This is a genomic window from Chroogloeocystis siderophila 5.2 s.c.1, from assembly GCF_001904655.1.
Taxonomy (GTDB): Bacteria; Cyanobacteriota; Cyanobacteriia; order Cyanobacteriales; family Chroococcidiopsidaceae; genus Chroogloeocystis; species Chroogloeocystis siderophila.
Genome location: NZ_MRCC01000001.1, coordinates 34,379 through 52,291, shown reverse-complemented (window position 1 = coordinate 52,291; position 17,913 = coordinate 34,379). Strand labels below are relative to the sequence as shown.

Genomic DNA, 17,913 nt, shown 5'->3' with positions numbered 1-17,913 from the left:
TACCTTGCCTGTCCTTATTATTTGATAATCAATATTTCTATGGCTGATAATAATAGTGTAATTGCAAAATTTAAGCAAGGTTTAATTGTTTCGTGTCAAGCGCCAGTTGACTCGCCATTACACGAGCCGACAGTGATTGCAGCAATCGCACAAGCAGCGGAAAATCAAGGAGCCGTAGGCGTTAGAATTGATACCCCTGCACACGTTAGTGCAGTCAGACAGCGCTGTACAGTACCCATTATTGGGCTGTGGAAACAACAAATTCCCAGCTATGACGTGTATATTACACCGCAGTTTCACCATGCAGCGGCGATCGCGCAAGCCGGAGCCGATATTATCGCCATTGATGCAACTCAACGCCAACGCCCCGAAGGAGAAACGCTGACTTCTTTAATTCAACAAATTCATCACCAACTCGGCAAACCAGTGATGGCAGATGTCGATACAATTGAAGCAGCGATCACGGCGGTTGCTGCGGGTGCAGATATTGTTGGAACGACGCTCTACGGCTACACGCAAGAAACTGCGCACCTATCTCCACCTGGTTTGGAACTGTTAACGCAAATGGTAAAAAAACTTGTAGTTCCAGTAATTTGTGAAGGCGGTATTTCATCGCCCCAAATGGCACGTCAAGCACTCGATCTCGGAGCCTACGCCGTTGTTGTCGGTACAGCGATTACCGGAATTGATTATTTGGTAAAAGCATATCGGTCGGCGATTAGTTAGGGGCTAGTGGCTAGTAATGAGTTTTGAGTTTATAGAATTTTCTTAACTCCTCTGCTTCCTCTGTACCTCTGCACCCCTGCTCTTATTTCATCCTTTGCGTTTCAAAATCACCATGTTTTCCCCAATCACTGGGCTACGTGCGAGTAAATTGCCTTGGGGATCGATAACTTCTAAATAGATAAAATCGAGTTCCTTGGCTCGCTCAAACATTTGCGCAGTTAATTTATTTTGTTGTGATGGTTCTAGGTTGTACCAATCAGTTTTTAACGTCACCGTGAGACTATTCGCCGGAAAATTGGCTTGCAATGATTCAATAATCTCGTCACCATAGCGATCGCTCACTTGGGCAACTTGCTTTTCAATTGCTGCAATCAAACTCTGTTCGGGCGTAGGTTCTACAACGGGTAGCATCGGTTCTATCATTGGCTCAGAAGTACTTTCTGGAAGTACGGGCGAAAAAATTTCTGTAACTGGTTGCGGTGATTCTGGTGCAACTAATTCTGATGGTGCAGGAATTTTAGGTTCTTCTGGTGGTGATTCCGCACTTGGCTGCGGCGATTCTGGTGCAGTTAATTGTGGTATTGTCGGCTCAAGTTCTTCTGGTGTTGATTCCGCAATTGGTTGGGGTGATGCTGGTTCTTCTTGAACAAGAATCGATGGTACCTCCGCAACCTCAGGCGGCGGTGATTTGGGTGATAAGAGAAAAGCTGTTGTCCCTACTACAACTACGACAACTCCTGCAATGATACTTGTCAGGGCTGTATCTGATATTGAAGTATTTGCGGGTAAAAAATTGCGAATCGTAGTTAAAACTTGACTCCATCCGCGGTGCAGTTGCTCCCCAACTGGCGTAGTCGGTGCGGTTGGTTCGGCTTCAAGTTTTGTTACCAATTTTTCTAAAACATTAATTGCCCCCCGCAGAATCTTCACACTCTGTTTCTTGACAAATCCTGAATTAGTCTTAGGTTGGGGCGTTTGGGTGTTTTGTTGCGGTTGCGAATCGGGTGGTTGTGACATTAATCCATACTCAGGCAGTAGATTACACATCAATTAAGTCGCACTATGACGTTGCTGCCTACTCAGCCTTAATCTATCATTGTGAGGTTTCGATTCCCCAACGGTGTGAATTATGCCCCTCAAACGTCGTCAGTTTGTCTTTCTCAGTGGTATTGGTGGTTTTAGTATAGCGCTGTTGAATAAAATTCAAAGCCACAGCAGCGATCGCAACCCTAATCTCAATTTAGTTTCTCAAGCTCAAGCGATCGCCTCCGAACCAATTTTACGATTTATTTCACTAGCCGACACAGGAACCGGTGCAAAAGGTCAATACGCAGTTGCGCAAGCAATGACACAATACCACAAACAAAATATTTTCGATTTAGCTATTTTAGCCGGAGACAATATTTACAACGACGGCGAAATCGAAAAAATAGGTGCAGTTTTTGAACGTCCTTATGAATCTTTATTAAAACAAGGTGTTAAGTTTCGTGCTTGTTTAGGAAATCACGATATTCGCACAGCGAATGGCGATCCGCAAGTCAAGTATCCAGGGTTTAATATGCAAGGGCGCTATTACACTTTTCGGCGCGATGCAGTGCAATTCTTTGCTTTAGATACTAACAACAATGCTGATTGGAAATTACAACTACCTTGGCTCGAAACCGAACTCAATCGCAGCGATGCACCGTGGAAAATTGTGTTTGGACATCACCAAATTTATTCTTCTGGTCATTATGGCGAAAATCAAAAGTTAATCAAAGACTTAACTCCGCTCTTTCAAAAATACAACGTGCAATTATATATCAATGGACACGATCATAATTACGAACGCACGCGTGCGCTTAATGGTACAACTTATTTAACTTGTGGTGCAGGTGCTGGAGTTCGCCCAGTAGGACGTTCAGAATGGACAGAACATTCCGCTGAAAAACTCAGCTTTGCAGCGTACGAAGTGTATCGCGATCGCATCGAAATTTCTGCCATTGATACTAAAAACAAAGTTTTTGATCGCGGTGTAGTTCAATTATAAACAGAGGAGCATTTTCGCTACATTCTGGGAATTATAAAGTATGAGAACTTTGGTGACTAGTTGAGGGTAAAAGTGTCGCAAGGCGCGAAAGCAGCTATATTTGGTAATGTCTTAGAAAAAACTGTAGAAGGAACTCTATTAGGTCATGAGTATATTCTTGTTGGCGATAATTCGCCAAAAAAGCAGCGATTAAGAATACTATCGAGTTACATAGCTTCATCTAAGCGATACACTAGGCAAGTCTATATAGGACAAGGAATTTATGGTACAGACATTTATACAGATTTTTTTATAATGGGTACTCCTAAAATTCCTTCTGGATTAATTATTGAATGTAAATGGCAACAAACTAATGGTTCGGTTGATGAAAAACTACCTTATGTAAACTTAAATATTCAAACTTGCTATCCAGCGCCAACCATTGTATTAATTGATGGTGGAGGCATGAAGCCTGGAGCTATCGCTTGGTTAAAAGCACAAGTGGGTATAAATCAAAATCTACTTGCCGTTCATACTTTATCAAGCTTTGTTGCATGGGCTAATAAAAATATCTGTTAGATAGTAATTAATACTTCTGAAATTTTTCCTCGCTTGGCGGCGTTCGAGTTAATTGCCCTAGAAGCCTTGATTTCATAAATTTTGAAATCTCTGTAGAGTTCTCTAATAAAAGGACAATCAGAATTAGATTGCATTATTTTTACTCCTCTTTGAGCTAACTGTACACATACATCTTTTAATCTAATTTGATCGTCTTTATGAAAAGCATCGCGACTGTATGCAGTAAAGTTACTAGTTTCACTTAGAGGATAATAAGGAGGATCGAAGTACACAAAATCTTCATTGCTATTAGCATAATTTAAGATTGTCTCAAATGATCTTACTTCTATTTGAGCTATTTGTAAGGCATTTGCCACAGCACGTAATAATTCAGGATGACAAATCTGCGGATTTTTGTATTTTCCCATCGGTACATTAAATTCACCTTTAGAATTTTCACGGTACAAGCCATTAAAGCAAGTTTTATTTAAATAAATTAACCGTGCGGCTCGCTCTATAAAATTATCTGTAGTATAAGAGCGCATATAATAGTAATATTCACGACTATGGTTTTTCTGATGTTGTTTTAACAAAGAGATAACAACTTCAACATCATTTTTGATACACAAGTAGGCATTAACTAGCTCAGGATTAATATCCGAAAGAAAGGCAGAATTTAATGAATGATTATTATATAAGTAAAAGAAAACTGCACCGCCTCCTAAAAAAGGTTCATAGTAGTTGATAATCTTGTTTGGAAATGAAGAGAGATATTGCTGAATTAACTTGGTTTTACCACCCGCCCACTTGAGAAAAGGTTTTGGATAAATAGTTTCTTGAATTAACATTAATAAAAACGTAACTTGAATAAAGTTTTAAAGTCAAATATAGATTTTTCTATCAAATTAATATTATAATGGAAACAAGAAAAATATAACCTCTCTCTTTCTCTAACCTCTGCAAACTCTGTGACTCAGTGGGAGACTGCGGCAAGCTGCTGCGCGTCTATGTTTTAAAATAATATTTCATAACCAAATACGACTGTTATATAATATTAGGCAAATAAGAAACCTCTCAAAAATACTTTGATAACACAAGATGTTTGATGGATTTTGGCAAAACATCTCGCGCTACCCCCGCTATTTTATTAGTATTGTCCTAGGGATATTTTTAAACGCATTTGCACCGCTAGCACCGTTATTTAAGCGCCCAGTAAGCGCGATCGCACTTATTAGTGTATTCATTGGGTTGATCGTTTTTGTCACATTTACGCTGCGTGCCATGCTAGGGATAGATCCCATTTAAGCGCGCGCGAGGAAGAATAAGTAAAGACAACATTTAGAGTGAGGAAGTAGAAACTAAATGGCTACTAGTCGTCGCGTTTCTCGCGTTGCCGAATTAATCAAGCGCGAAGTCAGCCAAATGCTACTCCACGACATCAAAGATGATCGCGTGGGTGCAGGAATGGTGAGTGTAACAGATGTTGATGTTTCAGGCGATTTACAACACGCCAAAGTCTTTGTCAGTATCTACGGTACCGATGAAGCACGCGCCGAAACAATGGCTGGCTTAAAATCCGCAACTGGATACGTTCGTAGTGAATTAGGGCAAAGAGTTCGCTTACGGCGAACCCCAGAAATTGTTTTCCAAGAAGATCGTTCAATTGAGCGCGGTAACAGAGTTATATCGCTGATTAACCAACTCAATCAAAATCGTCAAATTGATGACGCAGTCGCAATCGAAGAAGTTGATGAATTTGATGATGAATAAACGCTAACTGTTAATGGCTTTTAAAATAAGCTAAAGCATACACATTAGCAGTATTTACCGTAATGCGATCACTTCCTGATATTAATAGCCTTTCGCTCGCTGAACAAGTCGCCCAAATGGTTGTTGTTCGCGCATCTGGCTATTTGTTCGATCACCAAATTCAGTATCCGCAGTGGGAACCGCCCGCAGTCAAGTTGCAGCATTGGCTAGAAATTGGAGTTGGTGGCGTTATCTTATTAGGAGGTAGTGCCGGAGAAATCGCGCTGCGATCGCAACAACTGCAAACTTGGGCAAAATTTCCTTTACTAATCGCCGCAGATATTGAAGAAGGTGTAGGACAACGTTTTTCAGGTGCAACGGAGTTTCCGCCGCCAATGGCGCTGAGTGCGATCGCCCAACGAGATCTCGCACGTGCAATACAATACGCATCGCAAATGGGTGCTGTCACCGCACAAGAAGCGTTAGCAACCGGCATTAATTGGGTATTAGCGCCAGTCGTGGATGTAAATAACAATCCAGCAAACCCAGTAATTAATGTTCGCGCGTTTGGAGAAACTCCAGAAATTGTCAGTCATTTATCGACAGCTTTTATTCAAGGGGCTAAAAAATTCCCCGTACTCACCGCCGCCAAGCATTTTCCAGGACACGGCGACACCGCCACAGATTCGCATCTCGATTTACCCATATTGCCACATTCGCCTGAAAGATTAGCAAAAATTGAATTACCACCATTTCAAGCTGCGATCGCCGCTGGCGTTGATGCAGTGATGAGCGCACATCTGTTGATTCCCGCTTGGGATAGCGAATACCCCGCGACACTCTCGCAAAAAATCTTAACGCAACAATTGCGCAAACAGCTAGGATTTGACGGATTGATTGTCACTGATGCGTTAATTATGGGCGCGATCGCTAACCGCTACGGAACCGAAGAAGCCGCCGTTTTAGCCGTAGAAGCCGGCGCAGATATTTTATTAATGCCTCTCAAACCCGAAGCCGCAATTCAAGCCGTATGCGAAGCAGTTGCACGCGATCGCATTTCGGAAGATCGAATTCGTGCTTCTTTAGAACGGATTTGGCACGCTAAGCAACAAGTTGAGTATGCCACACCCCGATTGTTCGAATTAGCACAACCTTCAGCAGTAGCCGCAGTGAGCGCGATTGTGCGCGAAACGCAGGTTGTCTCTGGTTCTACGCCAATCCGTACCGACTCCACTTCAGACAATTTACGTAACTTAATTGTTGTTGATAATCTACTTAACTCTCATTTTTTAAGTGAAATTAGTCCAGCGATCGCGCTGCCACAACGGTTTGGTTATACGACAGAACTTGTCGATTGTCACACTTCAATTCCCGATATTGATATCCGTCAAGCTACCTTATTACAGTTATTTATTCGAGGAAATCCCTTCCGAGGTAGCGCCGGTTTAACGCAAGTAGCCCAGGATTTGTTTAAGAGATTATTACAATTAGGGAATTTGCAAGCCTTAATCGTCTACGGTAGTCCGTACATAGTTGAAGAGTTTATGCCAGGCTTACCCACAACCGTACCTTGTTTGTTTTCTTATGGGCAAATGCCTGCGGCTCAATTAACAATTATGAATACTTTATTCAAAGTATAAAGCTTTCTATCTTTCGATAGAAATTTTTGATCGCGCTTCCTCACCTATAAATAGAATAGCCAGAATGAATATTAGGTCATTACTTGTCAATAGCAGTGTCAATCAAACTGATCTATTGTTTTACTTCAATAACTTTATAGGTGAAATTGTCACGTTTTCTTGACTCCAGCAATATTTATTAATATTATAGTAGAGAGGAAAGGACGAAAATAAAAAAAGTTCAGTATAGCAAACTACAAATAGCAAAATTACAATAAAAATAATTAGCTAGTCTGACTGAATGCTTTGAATATTATATTCCCAACTATTTCTGGGTCAAAAATTATGAGTGTGAATACATTGCCACCTGTTCGGTACTCGTTAGACGTGATTCAAGACGAGGTGCGTCGTCTGGTGCAAAAAGGAGTGATCAGCCGTCAACAACCAATCTACACATTGTGTCAATTCATTCCGCCCCGCGAATGGGTTTGTCTGGAAGGAGAACTAGAAAAATGCGATTTCCTGCTACGCGATCGGATTGGCGACCTTTTAGGTCACGAGGAATGGGAGAACGATTAAGTTGTCTGTTCTTTGGCTAAAAGAGCCAATTTGATGTGGCGATCGCTAACCTACAAGCGAAGTTATAAACAAATTCATTTAGCACATAAGCCATTTACATCCTATTACCAAGTTCTACCCCACCTGACAATCACTGAGACTTGTTATAGCTATTCATCAGTTGATAGATTGTTTTGCTTCAGGCAAAGCAATTTTTTATTTGACAAATTTTAGTAGAACTAGCGATCGCAACCGTTAGGCTTTAACTAACCTGTTCCAAATAGAGGTTGAGGTCTTCGCTAACGCGAGTCAGTTCAGCTTCAGTCGTGAGACGAATATGCGCATCTCGCAGCGTAATCAACACTTTAGCGGCAAAAGGTGTCGCCCAGATATTAGGATTACAAAAAATCTCTAGAAAGACTTCACCCGTATAACGATACTCCAAAGACTGTTGCGGAGTCGCTTTAGCACCAGGAGTCATTTTAGTACTAACAGCTTTGAGACTTTGCATCAATTGTGCGATCGCACTTTGTAACTCGCGCGCAGCTTCTGGAGAGAAACTAAAAGAGACTGAACCCTCAACCAAGTTCAAAGTCAACTTAGAGGACATAAGCGTAAATTATCGAAACGTGCTACTTTATGTTACCTGTTATGCTGCATTTCCTCGGATGATCTGTGCGTAGATCAAGCAGTTTTCTAGCCGAAATGAAATGAGAAAAATTATATGGTTAAAGATCGCCGTGCAACGGTGCAAAAGGTGTTACTCATTACGCTGATACTTAATCTATTCGTAATGACATTAAAAGCTGTCGTGGGTTGGTGGAGTGGTTCCCTAAGCTTACAGGCTGATGCATTACATAGCGTGACAGATGGCGCTAATAATATCTTAGGACTAATTGCCAGTCGTTTTTCGTCACCTCAACCTGATCGCGACCACCCTTACGGACATCTCAAATTTGAAGCTGTAGGTGCGTTAGGAATTGCTGCGTTTTTAGGTATTGCTTGCTTTGAAATTCTTCAGAGTGCGATTGAGCGAATTCTCAATGAAGGTGATCCTGTAAGCATATCCTCATCAGAATTATGGTTACTGCTAATTGTACTCGGTGTTAATATATTTGTTGCCTTCTACGAACGTACCGTCGGTCAACGCGTAGGTAGTCCAATTTTAATCGCTGATGCCAAACATACAATGAGCGATGTTTGGGTAACAATTACTGTACTTGTTGGGTTAGTTAGCATATGGCAGGGAAACATTTTAAACTTACCACAACTGCAATGGTTGGATGTCATTTTAGCTTTTCCGGTAGCATTACTCGTCTTTAAAAGCGGTTGGTCAGTACTCAAAGAAAATCTACCTTGGCTTGTTGATGAAATGGCGATCGCACCTGAAGCAATTTATAAACTTGTCATGCAAGTTCCTGGTGTTATTAACTGTCACGATATTGCTTCAAGAGGTGTTGTCGGGCGACAAGTTTTTATTGAAATGCATTTAATCGTTGATGCAACAGACGTAGCAACAGCGCATAAAATAACTGAAGAAGTCGAAGCAAAGCTAATAGAAAAATTTAGCCCTGTACGCATTTCTATTCATATTGAACCGCCAGACTATGAGAGCGATCGCATTAGCTACGAAGCTAAATTATAAGCTTGGCGAATAAATTCGCCGCTAGACAAACAAAGTTTACCCTCGTGAATTACGCGTAAGACATATCTTACCTTCTCAAATCTCTATTTAAGTGTGCTTGTCATACTTTCGGAGACTATGTATTATGATTCATGTTTAAGAATGAACTCACACCTAGTACTTAAGAGTTGACCACACCTAACTGTTGCATTAAAACCATCATGTCAGCGTGTCCCCAATGTTCTACAACCTTACCATTGACAACGCGATCAATATGAACAACTGAAAATGTCACTTGCTTTCCTGTCGGGGGAACATTCATAATTTCTGCTAAATGAGTTCCACAGAATATTCCCCGCGTAACGACTTTATCATCTTCAGCGATCGCATCTTCAAACGTGTGACGACCATCTGGAAAAGCCTGACGCATTTTTAGCGCATACTCAAAGAAAGCATCAGCCCCTTTGAGTTCGTGACTTCCCATCACACAACCAGTAATATCTGAAGCAATTAACGCTTTACCTGTTTCGATATCTCCGCGATCAAAAGCTTCGTAAGCTTGCAGGACAATCAATTTATTTTGTTTTAACGACATCGTAGGTTCTTTTTGAAGTATCTTGTTGCAAATTTACTTTGCAAACCTCATGACTCGCATTGACCTGAGTTAAGAAGTTCTTTTCTGTTAAATTCTCCGTTTTAATCGACTGAGCGATTCTGGCTCAATACCGAGATATGATGCTAGATAATATTGAGGAATACGCTGCAATTCAGATTCTGATTGAATTAGGTCAAGATAACGCTGTTCTGGCGAATCTCTAAAAAGAGAAAGCAATTTATCGCGCAGCATAAACGCGAGATTCTCTGCATGAAGTCTCAAAAATCTTTGACCATCTAGTAATTCCTCAAAAGCATTAAATACTTGATGGTTGACAATCAAAACTTCAGAATCCTCAATCGCCTGACACGAGAAACACGCAGGCTTTTGCTTGCGGAAACTTTCATAATCGCCTACTGATCAGTGTTCAGGGTGAAAAAAAAGAGTATATTCTTTTCCTTCTTTTATAAAAAAAGGTTCTTAGACAACCTTTGAGGGTGAAGCCGACAAATTCACATATATCATTTTCCTGAAAGAGAAATTCTCCCTTATAAATTGTTTTTACTTTTAGTAGCGGCTCAATATGCATGACATCAATTTTAAAGTCAGGCGAAAGCTGTTGAATAAATTTATAAAATGGTTCGTACATTGAGCCTACACTACCTGGACAAAGCGAGAGATTCTTGATGGAATCCTCTATCAACTCAAGAATGGTTGCAATTGGCAAGACTTACCCAAAGACTTTCCTCCATCTCAACGGTCTATTGGCACTTGCATTCATTGGAGAGCAGCGGGAGTGTTCGAGCAACTGATGAGTGTTTTACATGGACAAGTGCGGCAACAAGTTAAAAAAAGCCCAAGTGGACAACCTTGCTCATCATTGACTCCCAAGCGGTGAAAAACACTTGTAATGCGGGTGTAAACTCGAAAGGATACTGTTTTTACAAAGCGACCAATGGGATTAAAAGGCATCTCACCATTGATATTCTTGGGTTTCCCTTCTTTACCCATTGCACAAGAGCCAATGTCTCGGATGATGCAGGATTACTTGAGATGTTGACGCTCAACATCAACTACTTCAAGTCAAAACCCGTTAATATTCCCAAGCTCACCATCCTGCTAGACCACGGCTATCACGTTGACTATTTGATTGAGCAGTTGGAGCAAGTTTATCCCCAGATTATGACGAAAATCAGGTTTGAACGAGCGACGAAACCCTCGAAACAACAGAAGGCAGCACAAGGGAAATCTGGATTTGTCCCAACTGTAGCTAGGTGGGTGATAGAACGGTCAAATGCTTGGATGGAGCGATGCAAAATCCTCGTCAAAAACTTTGAGAGAACCTTATCGAATGCAACTGCCAAGCTCAATCTTTGTTTCATCAGGCTCATGCTTAAGAGACTTGCAGCTTCCTCCTAGATCTCAAATGGGTTCTATAGTAATCGCATAGTAACGAGATAATCCAGCAATAACGCTAGCAGGAGTACCTTGCTTTACCTCACGCACAAAATACATTGCAACGTCGTAAGCATTACCATTCCAATCACGAGTTTGAAACACAAAATAGCGATCGCCTCCGTCATAACGAAACCCATATGACCACATTTGCGGAGAGGATCGATCCTCATCTTCAAGATACTCGCGCAGGCTCACGATCGCCACTCCATCTTGCCGCAAACACTGGTAGAAACCTTGAAGTGCAACTCGGATCTCATCTTCTCCAGGAAGGTGTGGCAAGGAGTTATCGGCGCTTAACACGACATCAAATCCAGAACCATGCGTTTGGGCGCACTGTCGCATATCTGCGACTTTAAACGTAATTTCAAGTCCGCGTGACACCGCTCTTTTGTGCTCGACTAATCGCTGCTGCTGATAAATTAGATGCTGTTACATTATGTCCTAAAGCTGCGAGTCCTAATGCTTGCGTTCCAATACCGCAGAAAACATCAAGTCAAGAATTGATAGTGGTGCTGAACCTATCAAATTGCAAATGACACTGTTTAGCGCAGAACCCTGCTGTTTGATAGCTTCATTGCAGTCAGGGTATACAAGATGATAAAGGCTGGCAATGTCGTCGTACATAACTAATAATGAGCAGAGAATCTGGACACTGCTACATCACAGTATGCACTATTCTCATTCAATGTTACTCAATCGAGAGGCTAGACAAGGCGATCGCTAAAGATGCGGTACTGCTTGATAAAAGATAGCTACAGAACGATCCTCTTCTTGTGAGCAGCAAAAGCGGGCGTGGCTGTATTTATTTTACTGATGGTAGAAAAGCAAAAGGTTTAGTAGGTTGGAATTTTGCTGCTACATTGCCAGCATAAACAGCACCATCTGTGAGCGTCAGTTTCATCGTTGCTGCTCCTTTTGTAAAATTGAGATCAGACATATTTACCCAGAACACGTTGGGAGTGCGAGTTGATTCAAAGAAATACCGCTTGTTTTTGTGGTCTGCAACCGTACGCCAGAGCGTTGAGGAAATATTGGGTTCTCCAGGGGTGGAAATTCCCCTAGGAACAGATACATTACGAATTACTGAAAAAACGCTAGCAGTTGCCTCATTAATGTCAGATGTTTGGGGAATTGCTTTAATATAAAATGAAGCACGTACAAAGCGATCAGCTGCACGATTCGTTCCTGGTAACATTGTCAGTCCCCCGATTTGCTCCCAGTAATCATTGAGAGCAAGCTGCTGTTCGTAAATAGGAGAGTTGGTCATTACCTGATAATTCCGGTTGTGATGAATCTGAAGTTTTCCATCCACATATTCAAAAATGGCTGAGTCGCCTGTAGCATCGGAGATAGACAAGTGCAATTGTCCAGGTTTTCCGTCTGGAGTCATTGTCGTAACAACATAAAAGGGTTCCTGACGCATCGCTTGCACGGCTTCCGTAACAGTGGCGTAGTTATCGAGGAAGTACTGCGCCCATAGGGAAATCGATAGTGGTTTACGTGGGTCATTTTTAGTCGGTGTAACATACTCTGACTCAACAAGATAAAGTAGGTTAGCAACTAAGCCTCTCTCGTTCATGCCGTCTGCTGTACCAGCATCAAAACCTGATGCGATGACGCTACCATACTTAGAAGTCCATGCAATTGAGTTCGGACCAGCAATACCATTGCGCTCTACACCTCGTGGGAAAACCCAAAGGTTAGTTGGCATTTCACTTTTCCAATCCATACTGCGTGCAGTGAAAACCGTATTGTCTGCTCCAAGATAAACAACACGAGTGCAGGCGATCACAGCGGGTATATGCTGCATTTGCCCCAGTGTTAATGCAAACATTGTACTAACTACAGATTGAAGAATTATAGTTGGTCGCATCATCAATAGAATCTCTCTTAAATACGTCTATTTTTTGGCAAAATAAGCTCTTACTGACTATGGTTTAGCGGCAAGGTCTTAATTCATAGGAAAGAATTGGAATTCTAGACTCTGCCTATTTGCAAACTAGTTCTAACATCTATGTATGTAGGCACAATTAAGTGTCACACCTATCTAATTGGGTAACGGGTTATCGGAAACGCGGTAACTCCAAAGCAAGTTGCCTTTTCAGCCAACTACCAATTATTAGCTACCAAGTTTGATGTTACGTTTATTTGTCCCATTTACTTAGCTGGCTAGAGTGCCTATTTACTTAATGTATTTATTATCAGAATTTAGGTAATTAAACTACACAATTTTATTATTTTTTTCGCTTTTGCAGCTTACAATTAATCTCTATAGAAAAACAAATAGCTATTTTTCCGTTATGACTATTTTGCTAGTAATTCTACCATTTTTGAATCAGGTTTTATTGAGTTCAAATGTTCGTAAGGCATTTATCTGTCATGTAAAATCAGAACAATCTCAGTACTTCTTAAACAGTGTTGAGATTGATTAAGGCAAAAACCTTTTTAAGAGGGTCGTTTCTCAGCTTGATAACTTAATAAACTACTCCCACTCGATTGTTCCTGGGGGCTTGGAAGTAATGTCGTAAACGACGCGATTCACGCCGCGAACTTCGTTAACAATGCGGTTAGAAATCGTCTCTAGTAAGTCGTAAGGAACTCGCGCCCAATCCGCAGTCATCCCATCTTCGCTGGAAACCAAACGTAAAACAATCGGATACGCATAAGTACGCTGATCGCCCATGACGCCAACACTACGAATTGGTAGTAATACTGCGAACGCTTGCCATAACTGATTGTAAATACCATTGCGGTTAATTTCTTGACGCACAATTAAATCGGCATCGCGTAAAATTTCCAAGCGCTCTTCTGTCACTTCGCCTAAAATCCGAATTGCTAAACCTGGACCTGGAAACGGCTGTCGTTGAACAATTTCGTCGGGTAAACCGATTGAACGCCCAACTTTACGCACTTCATCTTTAAATAATTTGCGTAGTGGTTCAACCAGCTTAAAGCGTAAGTCTTTGGGTAAGCCACCGACGTTGTGGTGACTCTTAATTTTCACAGCGACACGTTCCCCAGTTTTCGGGTCAACATTTGTATCTGCCGATTCGATGACATCAGGATACAAAGTTCCTTGTGCTAAATAATCAAAAGGTCCTAAGCGCTTGGAAGCATCTTCAAAGGCTTTGATAAATTCGTGTCCGATGCGGCGGCGTTTTTCTTCAGGATCGGTGACACCGGCGATCGCTGCCAAAAAGCGATCGCGCGCCTTAACATACTCTACTGGTATGTGAAACTGTTCTTGAAATAACTTGACTAACCGTTCTGGCTCTAGCTTACGCATAAAGCCTTGGTCAATAAAGACACATGTCAACTGATCGCCAATTGCTTTATGAAGTAAAAAAGCTAACGTCGAAGAATCGACACCACCAGAAAGCGCAAGTAAGACCCGCTTATCGCCTACTTTGGCACGAATTTCGCGAATTGCTTCATCAACAAAAGCTTCCGTTGTCCACGTTGGTTCGCAGTCGCAAATGTGATAGACAAAATTCCGAATCAACGCCATTCCACCCAACGAATGCACAACTTCTGGATGAAACTGTACGCCGTAAAGCTTTTTCTCGTGGTGCGCGATCGCTGCACACGAAGTATTTTCTGTGTGCGCTAAAACCTCAAACCCTTCTGGTAATGCGGTACACGAGTCTCCGTGACTCATCCACATGATCGTGCCATCTTCGACGTTTGTCAGTAAATCAGTCGGATCGTCAATCAAAAGTGAGGCTTTACCATACTCGCCGCGTTCAGCACGAACGACACTGCCACCGAGTTGATTAACCATCAACTGCATTCCGTAACAAACACCCAGAATCGGAATACCCAACTCCCAAATTTGGGAATCGCATTGCGGAGCGCCGACGTCGTAGACTGAATTAGGTCCTCCTGAAAGGATAATTCCCTTGGGGTTGAGTTGCTGTAGTTGTTCAGCAGTCGTGCGATAGGAAACCACCTCTGAATAAACTTGCGTTTCCCGAATACGGCGGGCGATGAGTTCAGAGTATTGAGAGCCGAAGTCCAAGATGACGATCATTTGGCGATCCAGCTGCTTTAAAGTCGTTTGAGGCGGTGTTTGTGTCTGGATAGTCACAGATGGAGTTCCGATGGAGAAGGTTTGCAGCGGCAAAGGTTAAAATTTTCTATCTTGGTAGTACGTACTATTAAACACCTACCAGGCGATAGATCCCTAAAAAGCTATTTATTGGTACCTAATATATATTTTTCTTAAGTTAACACAAATGGGCGAGCAAAGTGGAACCTATTTCACTTTTGACGATGATTTGGCGATCGCGGTCAAATAATACTGAACCAACCTGAAGTTGACGCGTGCTGTGTTTAAAAATATATTCTTGAGCGCGGCGATCAATGCTGTGGGCGATCGCAGTGTATACAGTATTTACCCAGTTGCTGCCTTCTTGTGCGTCTACTTCTCGCAAATACTTCAGTGCAGCTTCTGTTGTAGAACTTGTAAATAAAGTTTGTAGCACTTGTGTCGGTAAACCTCCGTTGGCTGCATACGCCGTTAAAATCTCGCGCCGTCCATCGGCAAGGTGGTGATGTGTGTGAAAAATCCCCCCTGCAAGTTTTATTAGCTTACCGTGATAACCAAAGAGTAAAATTGCTTTTATTTGTTGTACCGCAGCTTCCACAAGTAAAGGTCCAAGCCAATTTGCAGTTTTCACTAATCGGTCAGAATCAATTCCCATTTGTGTTGCTAAATCCAAGCCATTTTCCCCAATACAGAACACCAAACAATCAAAATGACTTTTAGCCTGTAATTCCTCGCGGAAGGCTTCGAGTTGCCCAGGAGCGCTTAATGGCTGGGCAATTCCACTCGTTCCTAATAAAGATAGTCCTTCGACAACCCCGAATGCAGCATTCGACGTCCGCTCGGCTAGTTGTCTTCCTTCAGGGAGAATAATCGTCACGGTGATTTTTTCGCCTGGTTGTAATAACTGCGTTAAATTCTCTTGGATCAATTGCTGAGCATAGCTATAAATCGCCGCTTCTTTTGTCGCCCTCAGCTTACCGATTCCTTCACCGCCTTGAATGACGATCGCTTGCTCTTGGTTCTCACGCAGTTCTACCAATGCCCAAATCGGCGTATTTCGAGTTAAATCAAGGTTATCACCCGGGTCGCTACGCGTAATCGCCAACGCACCGTGCGCAATTCCTGAAACTTGTTCAATCGGAATTTCTACGGTTTCTGCGGGATGAATGAGATTGACGTCAACGGATGTCATATCTTGCTTGTTGTGTAGCCAATGCAAAGCTGCGATCGCAGCCGCACAAGCAAACACCGGCAACGTGTATCCAGAACGAATTTCACCAGAATTCATAAACAATCACAACTGGCAGTGAGTAAGTAGAACTTTATTCTTAATTACCCTAACCTCTTCCTTGCTTCCAAAGATTTGTAATTGTAACCAACGACAGAGAGAATATTATCTTTATTTTTTGTTTCAATAGATTGAGAAACGTATCTTGCTACACTGCCTTCGTTGTGTAGTTGACTAAGCCAAAGCTGCTCTCAAACTTGGATAATGCCTAGTGGAAACCATCTCTCCTCCCACCATAGAAATTAGAGAACACCATCACGCGATAGCGGTATTACCCAGCGAACTACCGCCCAAAATTTCGCTGCAAGAAATTCGGACAAGCCTTAGAGCATCAACGCTTGATGGAATCTTTGCAGCAATATTCTCTAGCATTACCAGTGGCGTCTTGCTCACCAATTTTCTTTTACAATTGGGGGCAAGTTCTGTAGAGATTGGGATGCTCTCGTCGATTCCCATGGTAGTCAATTTACTACAGCCTTTAGGAGCTTACTTTGCCGACAGAACCACAAGTCGCCATAACTATTGCTTATGTATTTTCGGCGTATCTCGGCTACTATGGTTAATTTTAGTTGTCGGCATTGGTTGGGTATGTTGGTCGGGAGCCAATCTACATCAACTTGTTAGCTGGACGTTAGGCATGGTGCTAGTAACGCATATCCTGAATGCCTTGGGCGGTTCGTCGTGGGTAAGCTGGATGGCAGCGCTAGTTCCCCATCGCCTGCGCGGACGTTACTTTGGCTTTCGTAATAGTGCCAGCAGCCTGACAACGTTACTTAGCGTACCCATCTTTGGTTTTGCAGTTTCTGCATGGCCTCACAGCAGTATTCAAGGTTATGGCGTCGTGCTGTTTTTAGGTATCGTGGCTGGATTAATTAGCCTGGGATGCCAGTTTTTTATGGCAGATGTCAATCCGCTACAACCGAGAGATGCTGCTTCGTATCGCGCTAAAGCAAAGACTGCTGAGACTTTAAACGTTGTTGATGAAAGTTCGCGTTTACAAGTAAGTATTTTTCAAGATGCTAATTTTTTAAAGTTTTTACTTTACTTTGGCTTGTGGACGTTTGCAGTTAACTTGAGCGCGCCGTTTTTTAATTTGTATTTGTTGGATAATTTGCATCTTAATTTAAGCTGGGTAACAACCTACACGAGTTTGACGGCAGGGGCAAACCTTGTGATGTTGGTACTGTGGGGCAAAATGGCAGATCGCATCGGCAATCGTCCTTTGCTGATTCTTGTCGGTATCTTAGCCGCAATTACACCTATATTTTGGTTGGGGGCTGGTAGTGATTCGCTGTCGCGCTGGATTTGGTTGCCCTTGATTCACATCTTCAGTGGTGGAACTTGGGCAGCAATTGATTTATGTAGCAATAATATTCAGATGGAAGTTGCTCCCGTCGAACATCCATCAAAATACTTTGCGATTGCAGCAGCAATATCTGGCGTTTGTGGCGCTTTTGGCACAACTACAGGCGGCTTTCTCGCCCAACTGTCGATAATTGGTGGTTTACCTGGCTTATTTGCGCTTTCGGTGCTCGTCCGGTTAATGGCACTCTTGCCACTTGTTTTTGTCCGCGAACCACGCAGTCAATCAGTTCTCAAGATTCTGCGCAACTTGCTTCCCTTTCAACCACAACTCGCACCTGTTCCTGTTGGAGAAATTGGCGATCATTCAGAATAAGAAT

Annotated in this window: 20 protein-coding genes; 11 read left to right on the top strand and 9 right to left on the bottom strand. The window is 42.2% G+C overall.

Going from position 1 to position 17,913, the window contains the following annotated elements:
* Positions 1–39 precede the first annotated feature (39 nt).
* Positions 40–726, top strand: coding sequence for an N-acetylmannosamine-6-phosphate 2-epimerase (locus NIES1031_RS00250; RefSeq protein WP_073547574.1), 687 nt, complete (start codon positions 40–42; stop codon positions 724–726).
* Between the two features lie 87 nt (positions 727–813).
* On the opposite strand, the gene NIES1031_RS00245 is transcribed toward NIES1031_RS00250, so the two are convergent.
* Positions 814–1,773, bottom strand: coding sequence for a hypothetical protein (locus NIES1031_RS00245; RefSeq protein WP_218596609.1), 960 nt, complete (start codon positions 1,771–1,773; stop codon positions 814–816).
* Positions 1,774–1,855: 82 nt separating this feature from the next.
* Between NIES1031_RS00245 and NIES1031_RS00240 the strand changes: the two genes are divergently transcribed.
* On the top strand, positions 1,856–2,755 hold the full coding sequence (locus NIES1031_RS00240; RefSeq protein WP_073547573.1) for a metallophosphoesterase: 900 nt from the start codon (positions 1,856–1,858) through the stop codon (positions 2,753–2,755).
* Between the two features lie 72 nt (positions 2,756–2,827).
* Positions 2,828–3,313 (top strand): PD-(D/E)XK nuclease superfamily protein, encoded by a 486-nt coding sequence (locus NIES1031_RS00235; RefSeq protein ID WP_073547572.1) that lies wholly within the window; start codon positions 2,828–2,830, stop codon positions 3,311–3,313.
* Here the strand turns inward: NIES1031_RS00235 and NIES1031_RS00230 are convergent.
* On the bottom strand, positions 3,310–4,140 hold the full coding sequence (locus tag NIES1031_RS00230; RefSeq protein WP_073547571.1) for a DNA adenine methylase: 831 nt from the start codon (positions 4,138–4,140) through the stop codon (positions 3,310–3,312). The two genes, NIES1031_RS00235 and NIES1031_RS00230, sit on opposite strands and share 4 nt — an antisense overlap.
* 250 nt (positions 4,141–4,390) lie before the next feature.
* Between NIES1031_RS00230 and NIES1031_RS00225 the strand changes: the two genes are divergently transcribed.
* The 4 genes from NIES1031_RS00225 to NIES1031_RS00210 all read left to right on the top strand — a co-directional run bounded on the left by NIES1031_RS00225 (position 4,391) and on the right by NIES1031_RS00210 (position 7,239).
* Positions 4,391–4,597, top strand: coding sequence for a DUF751 family protein (locus tag NIES1031_RS00225; RefSeq protein ID WP_073547570.1), 207 nt, complete (start codon positions 4,391–4,393; stop codon positions 4,595–4,597).
* Between the two features lie 57 nt (positions 4,598–4,654).
* Positions 4,655–5,062, top strand: coding sequence for a 30S ribosome-binding factor RbfA (gene rbfA / locus NIES1031_RS00220; protein WP_073547569.1), 408 nt, complete (start codon positions 4,655–4,657; stop codon positions 5,060–5,062).
* Between the two features lie 62 nt (positions 5,063–5,124).
* Positions 5,125–6,681, top strand: a complete 1,557-nt coding sequence (locus tag NIES1031_RS00215) for a glycoside hydrolase family 3 protein (protein WP_073547568.1) — start codon at positions 5,125–5,127, stop codon at positions 6,679–6,681.
* Positions 6,682–7,005: 324 nt separating this feature from the next.
* Positions 7,006–7,239 carry a DUF4327 family protein gene (locus NIES1031_RS00210; RefSeq protein WP_073547567.1) on the top strand — a complete coding sequence of 78 codons (234 nt, stop codon included), beginning with the start codon at positions 7,006–7,008 and terminating at the stop codon, positions 7,237–7,239.
* A 241-nt stretch (positions 7,240–7,480) separates the two neighbouring features.
* Here the strand turns inward: NIES1031_RS00210 and NIES1031_RS00205 are convergent, their stop codons facing one another.
* The gene (locus NIES1031_RS00205; protein ID WP_073547566.1) at positions 7,481–7,828 is read right to left on the bottom strand and encodes a hypothetical protein; all 348 of its coding nucleotides are present in this window, start codon (positions 7,826–7,828) and stop codon (positions 7,481–7,483) included.
* A gap of 114 nt (positions 7,829–7,942) precedes the next feature.
* On the opposite strand from NIES1031_RS00205, the gene cdf31 reads away from it, so the two are divergent.
* The gene (cdf31, locus tag NIES1031_RS00200) at positions 7,943–8,863 is read left to right on the top strand and encodes a CDF family zinc efflux transporter Cdf31 (RefSeq protein ID WP_073547565.1); all 921 of its coding nucleotides are present in this window, start codon (positions 7,943–7,945) and stop codon (positions 8,861–8,863) included.
* A 160-nt stretch (positions 8,864–9,023) separates the two neighbouring features.
* Here cdf31 and NIES1031_RS00195 read toward each other — a convergent pair whose 3' ends face one another.
* Positions 9,024–9,437, bottom strand: a complete 414-nt coding sequence (locus tag NIES1031_RS00195; RefSeq protein WP_073547564.1) for an ester cyclase — start codon at positions 9,435–9,437, stop codon at positions 9,024–9,026.
* Between the two features lie 87 nt (positions 9,438–9,524).
* Entirely contained in the window at positions 9,525–9,779 is a 255-nt protein-coding gene (locus NIES1031_RS24625; protein WP_218596608.1) for a cyclic nucleotide-binding domain-containing protein, read from the bottom strand.
* A gap of 337 nt (positions 9,780–10,116) precedes the next feature.
* On the opposite strand from NIES1031_RS24625, the gene NIES1031_RS26260 reads away from it, so the two are divergent.
* Together NIES1031_RS26260 and NIES1031_RS00180 are read left to right on the top strand one after the other, a co-directional pair.
* Positions 10,117–10,335: a transposase gene (locus tag NIES1031_RS26260; RefSeq protein WP_143167681.1), complete on the top strand. Its 219-nt coding sequence runs from the start codon at positions 10,117–10,119 to the stop codon at positions 10,333–10,335.
* Positions 10,308–10,856, top strand: a complete 549-nt coding sequence (locus NIES1031_RS00180) for an IS5/IS1182 family transposase (protein WP_073547563.1) — start codon at positions 10,308–10,310, stop codon at positions 10,854–10,856. The genes NIES1031_RS26260 and NIES1031_RS00180 overlap by 28 nt, the downstream gene beginning before the upstream one ends.
* Before the next feature lie 3 nt (positions 10,857–10,859).
* Here the strand turns inward: NIES1031_RS00180 and NIES1031_RS24620 are convergent, their stop codons facing one another.
* From NIES1031_RS24620 to cbiD, 4 genes are all read right to left on the bottom strand, one after another.
* Positions 10,860–11,276, bottom strand: a complete 417-nt coding sequence (locus NIES1031_RS24620; RefSeq protein WP_073547562.1) for a class I SAM-dependent methyltransferase — start codon at positions 11,274–11,276, stop codon at positions 10,860–10,862.
* A 421-nt stretch (positions 11,277–11,697) separates the two neighbouring features.
* Complete coding sequence (locus NIES1031_RS00170) at positions 11,698–12,729, bottom strand: linear amide C-N hydrolase (RefSeq protein WP_236738658.1); 1,032 nt, start codon at positions 12,727–12,729, stop codon at positions 11,698–11,700.
* A gap of 648 nt (positions 12,730–13,377) precedes the next feature.
* The gene (gene guaA / locus NIES1031_RS00165) at positions 13,378–14,925 is read right to left on the bottom strand and encodes a glutamine-hydrolyzing GMP synthase (RefSeq protein WP_218596624.1); all 1,548 of its coding nucleotides are present in this window, start codon (positions 14,923–14,925) and stop codon (positions 13,378–13,380) included.
* A 196-nt stretch (positions 14,926–15,121) separates the two neighbouring features.
* Positions 15,122–16,231 (bottom strand): cobalt-precorrin-5B (C(1))-methyltransferase CbiD, encoded by a 1,110-nt coding sequence (cbiD, locus tag NIES1031_RS00160; protein ID WP_073547560.1) that lies wholly within the window; start codon positions 16,229–16,231, stop codon positions 15,122–15,124.
* A gap of 211 nt (positions 16,232–16,442) precedes the next feature.
* On the opposite strand from cbiD, the gene NIES1031_RS00155 reads away from it, so the two are divergent.
* The gene (locus NIES1031_RS00155) at positions 16,443–17,909 is read left to right on the top strand and encodes an MFS transporter (RefSeq protein WP_073547559.1); all 1,467 of its coding nucleotides are present in this window, start codon (positions 16,443–16,445) and stop codon (positions 17,907–17,909) included.
* Positions 17,910–17,913: the final 4 nt, after the last annotated feature.

Coding starts and splice junctions, on each gene's coding strand:
- NIES1031_RS00250 (WP_073547574.1), top strand. CDS start 40: ATGGCTGATAATAATAGTGTAATTGCAAAATTTAAGCAAGGTTTAATT.
- NIES1031_RS00245 (WP_218596609.1), bottom strand. CDS start 1,773: ATGTGTAATCTACTGCCTGAGTATGGATTAATGTCACAACCACCCGAT.
- NIES1031_RS00240 (WP_073547573.1), top strand. CDS start 1,856: ATGCCCCTCAAACGTCGTCAGTTTGTCTTTCTCAGTGGTATTGGTGGT.
- NIES1031_RS00230 (WP_073547571.1), bottom strand. CDS start 4,140: ATGTTAATTCAAGAAACTATTTATCCAAAACCTTTTCTCAAGTGGGCG.
- NIES1031_RS00225 (WP_073547570.1), top strand. CDS start 4,391: ATGTTTGATGGATTTTGGCAAAACATCTCGCGCTACCCCCGCTATTTT.
- rbfA (WP_073547569.1), top strand. CDS start 4,655: ATGGCTACTAGTCGTCGCGTTTCTCGCGTTGCCGAATTAATCAAGCGC.
- NIES1031_RS00215 (WP_073547568.1), top strand. CDS start 5,125: ATGCGATCACTTCCTGATATTAATAGCCTTTCGCTCGCTGAACAAGTC.
- NIES1031_RS00210 (WP_073547567.1), top strand. CDS start 7,006: ATGAGTGTGAATACATTGCCACCTGTTCGGTACTCGTTAGACGTGATT.
- NIES1031_RS00205 (WP_073547566.1), bottom strand. CDS start 7,828: ATGTCCTCTAAGTTGACTTTGAACTTGGTTGAGGGTTCAGTCTCTTTT.
- cdf31 (WP_073547565.1), top strand. CDS start 7,943: ATGGTTAAAGATCGCCGTGCAACGGTGCAAAAGGTGTTACTCATTACG.
- NIES1031_RS00195 (WP_073547564.1), bottom strand. CDS start 9,437: ATGTCGTTAAAACAAAATAAATTGATTGTCCTGCAAGCTTACGAAGCT.
- NIES1031_RS00170 (WP_236738658.1), bottom strand. CDS start 12,729: ATGTTTGCATTAACACTGGGGCAAATGCAGCATATACCCGCTGTGATC.
- guaA (WP_218596624.1), bottom strand. CDS start 14,925: ATGATCGTCATCTTGGACTTCGGCTCTCAATACTCTGAACTCATCGCC.
- cbiD (WP_073547560.1), bottom strand. CDS start 16,231: ATGAATTCTGGTGAAATTCGTTCTGGATACACGTTGCCGGTGTTTGCT.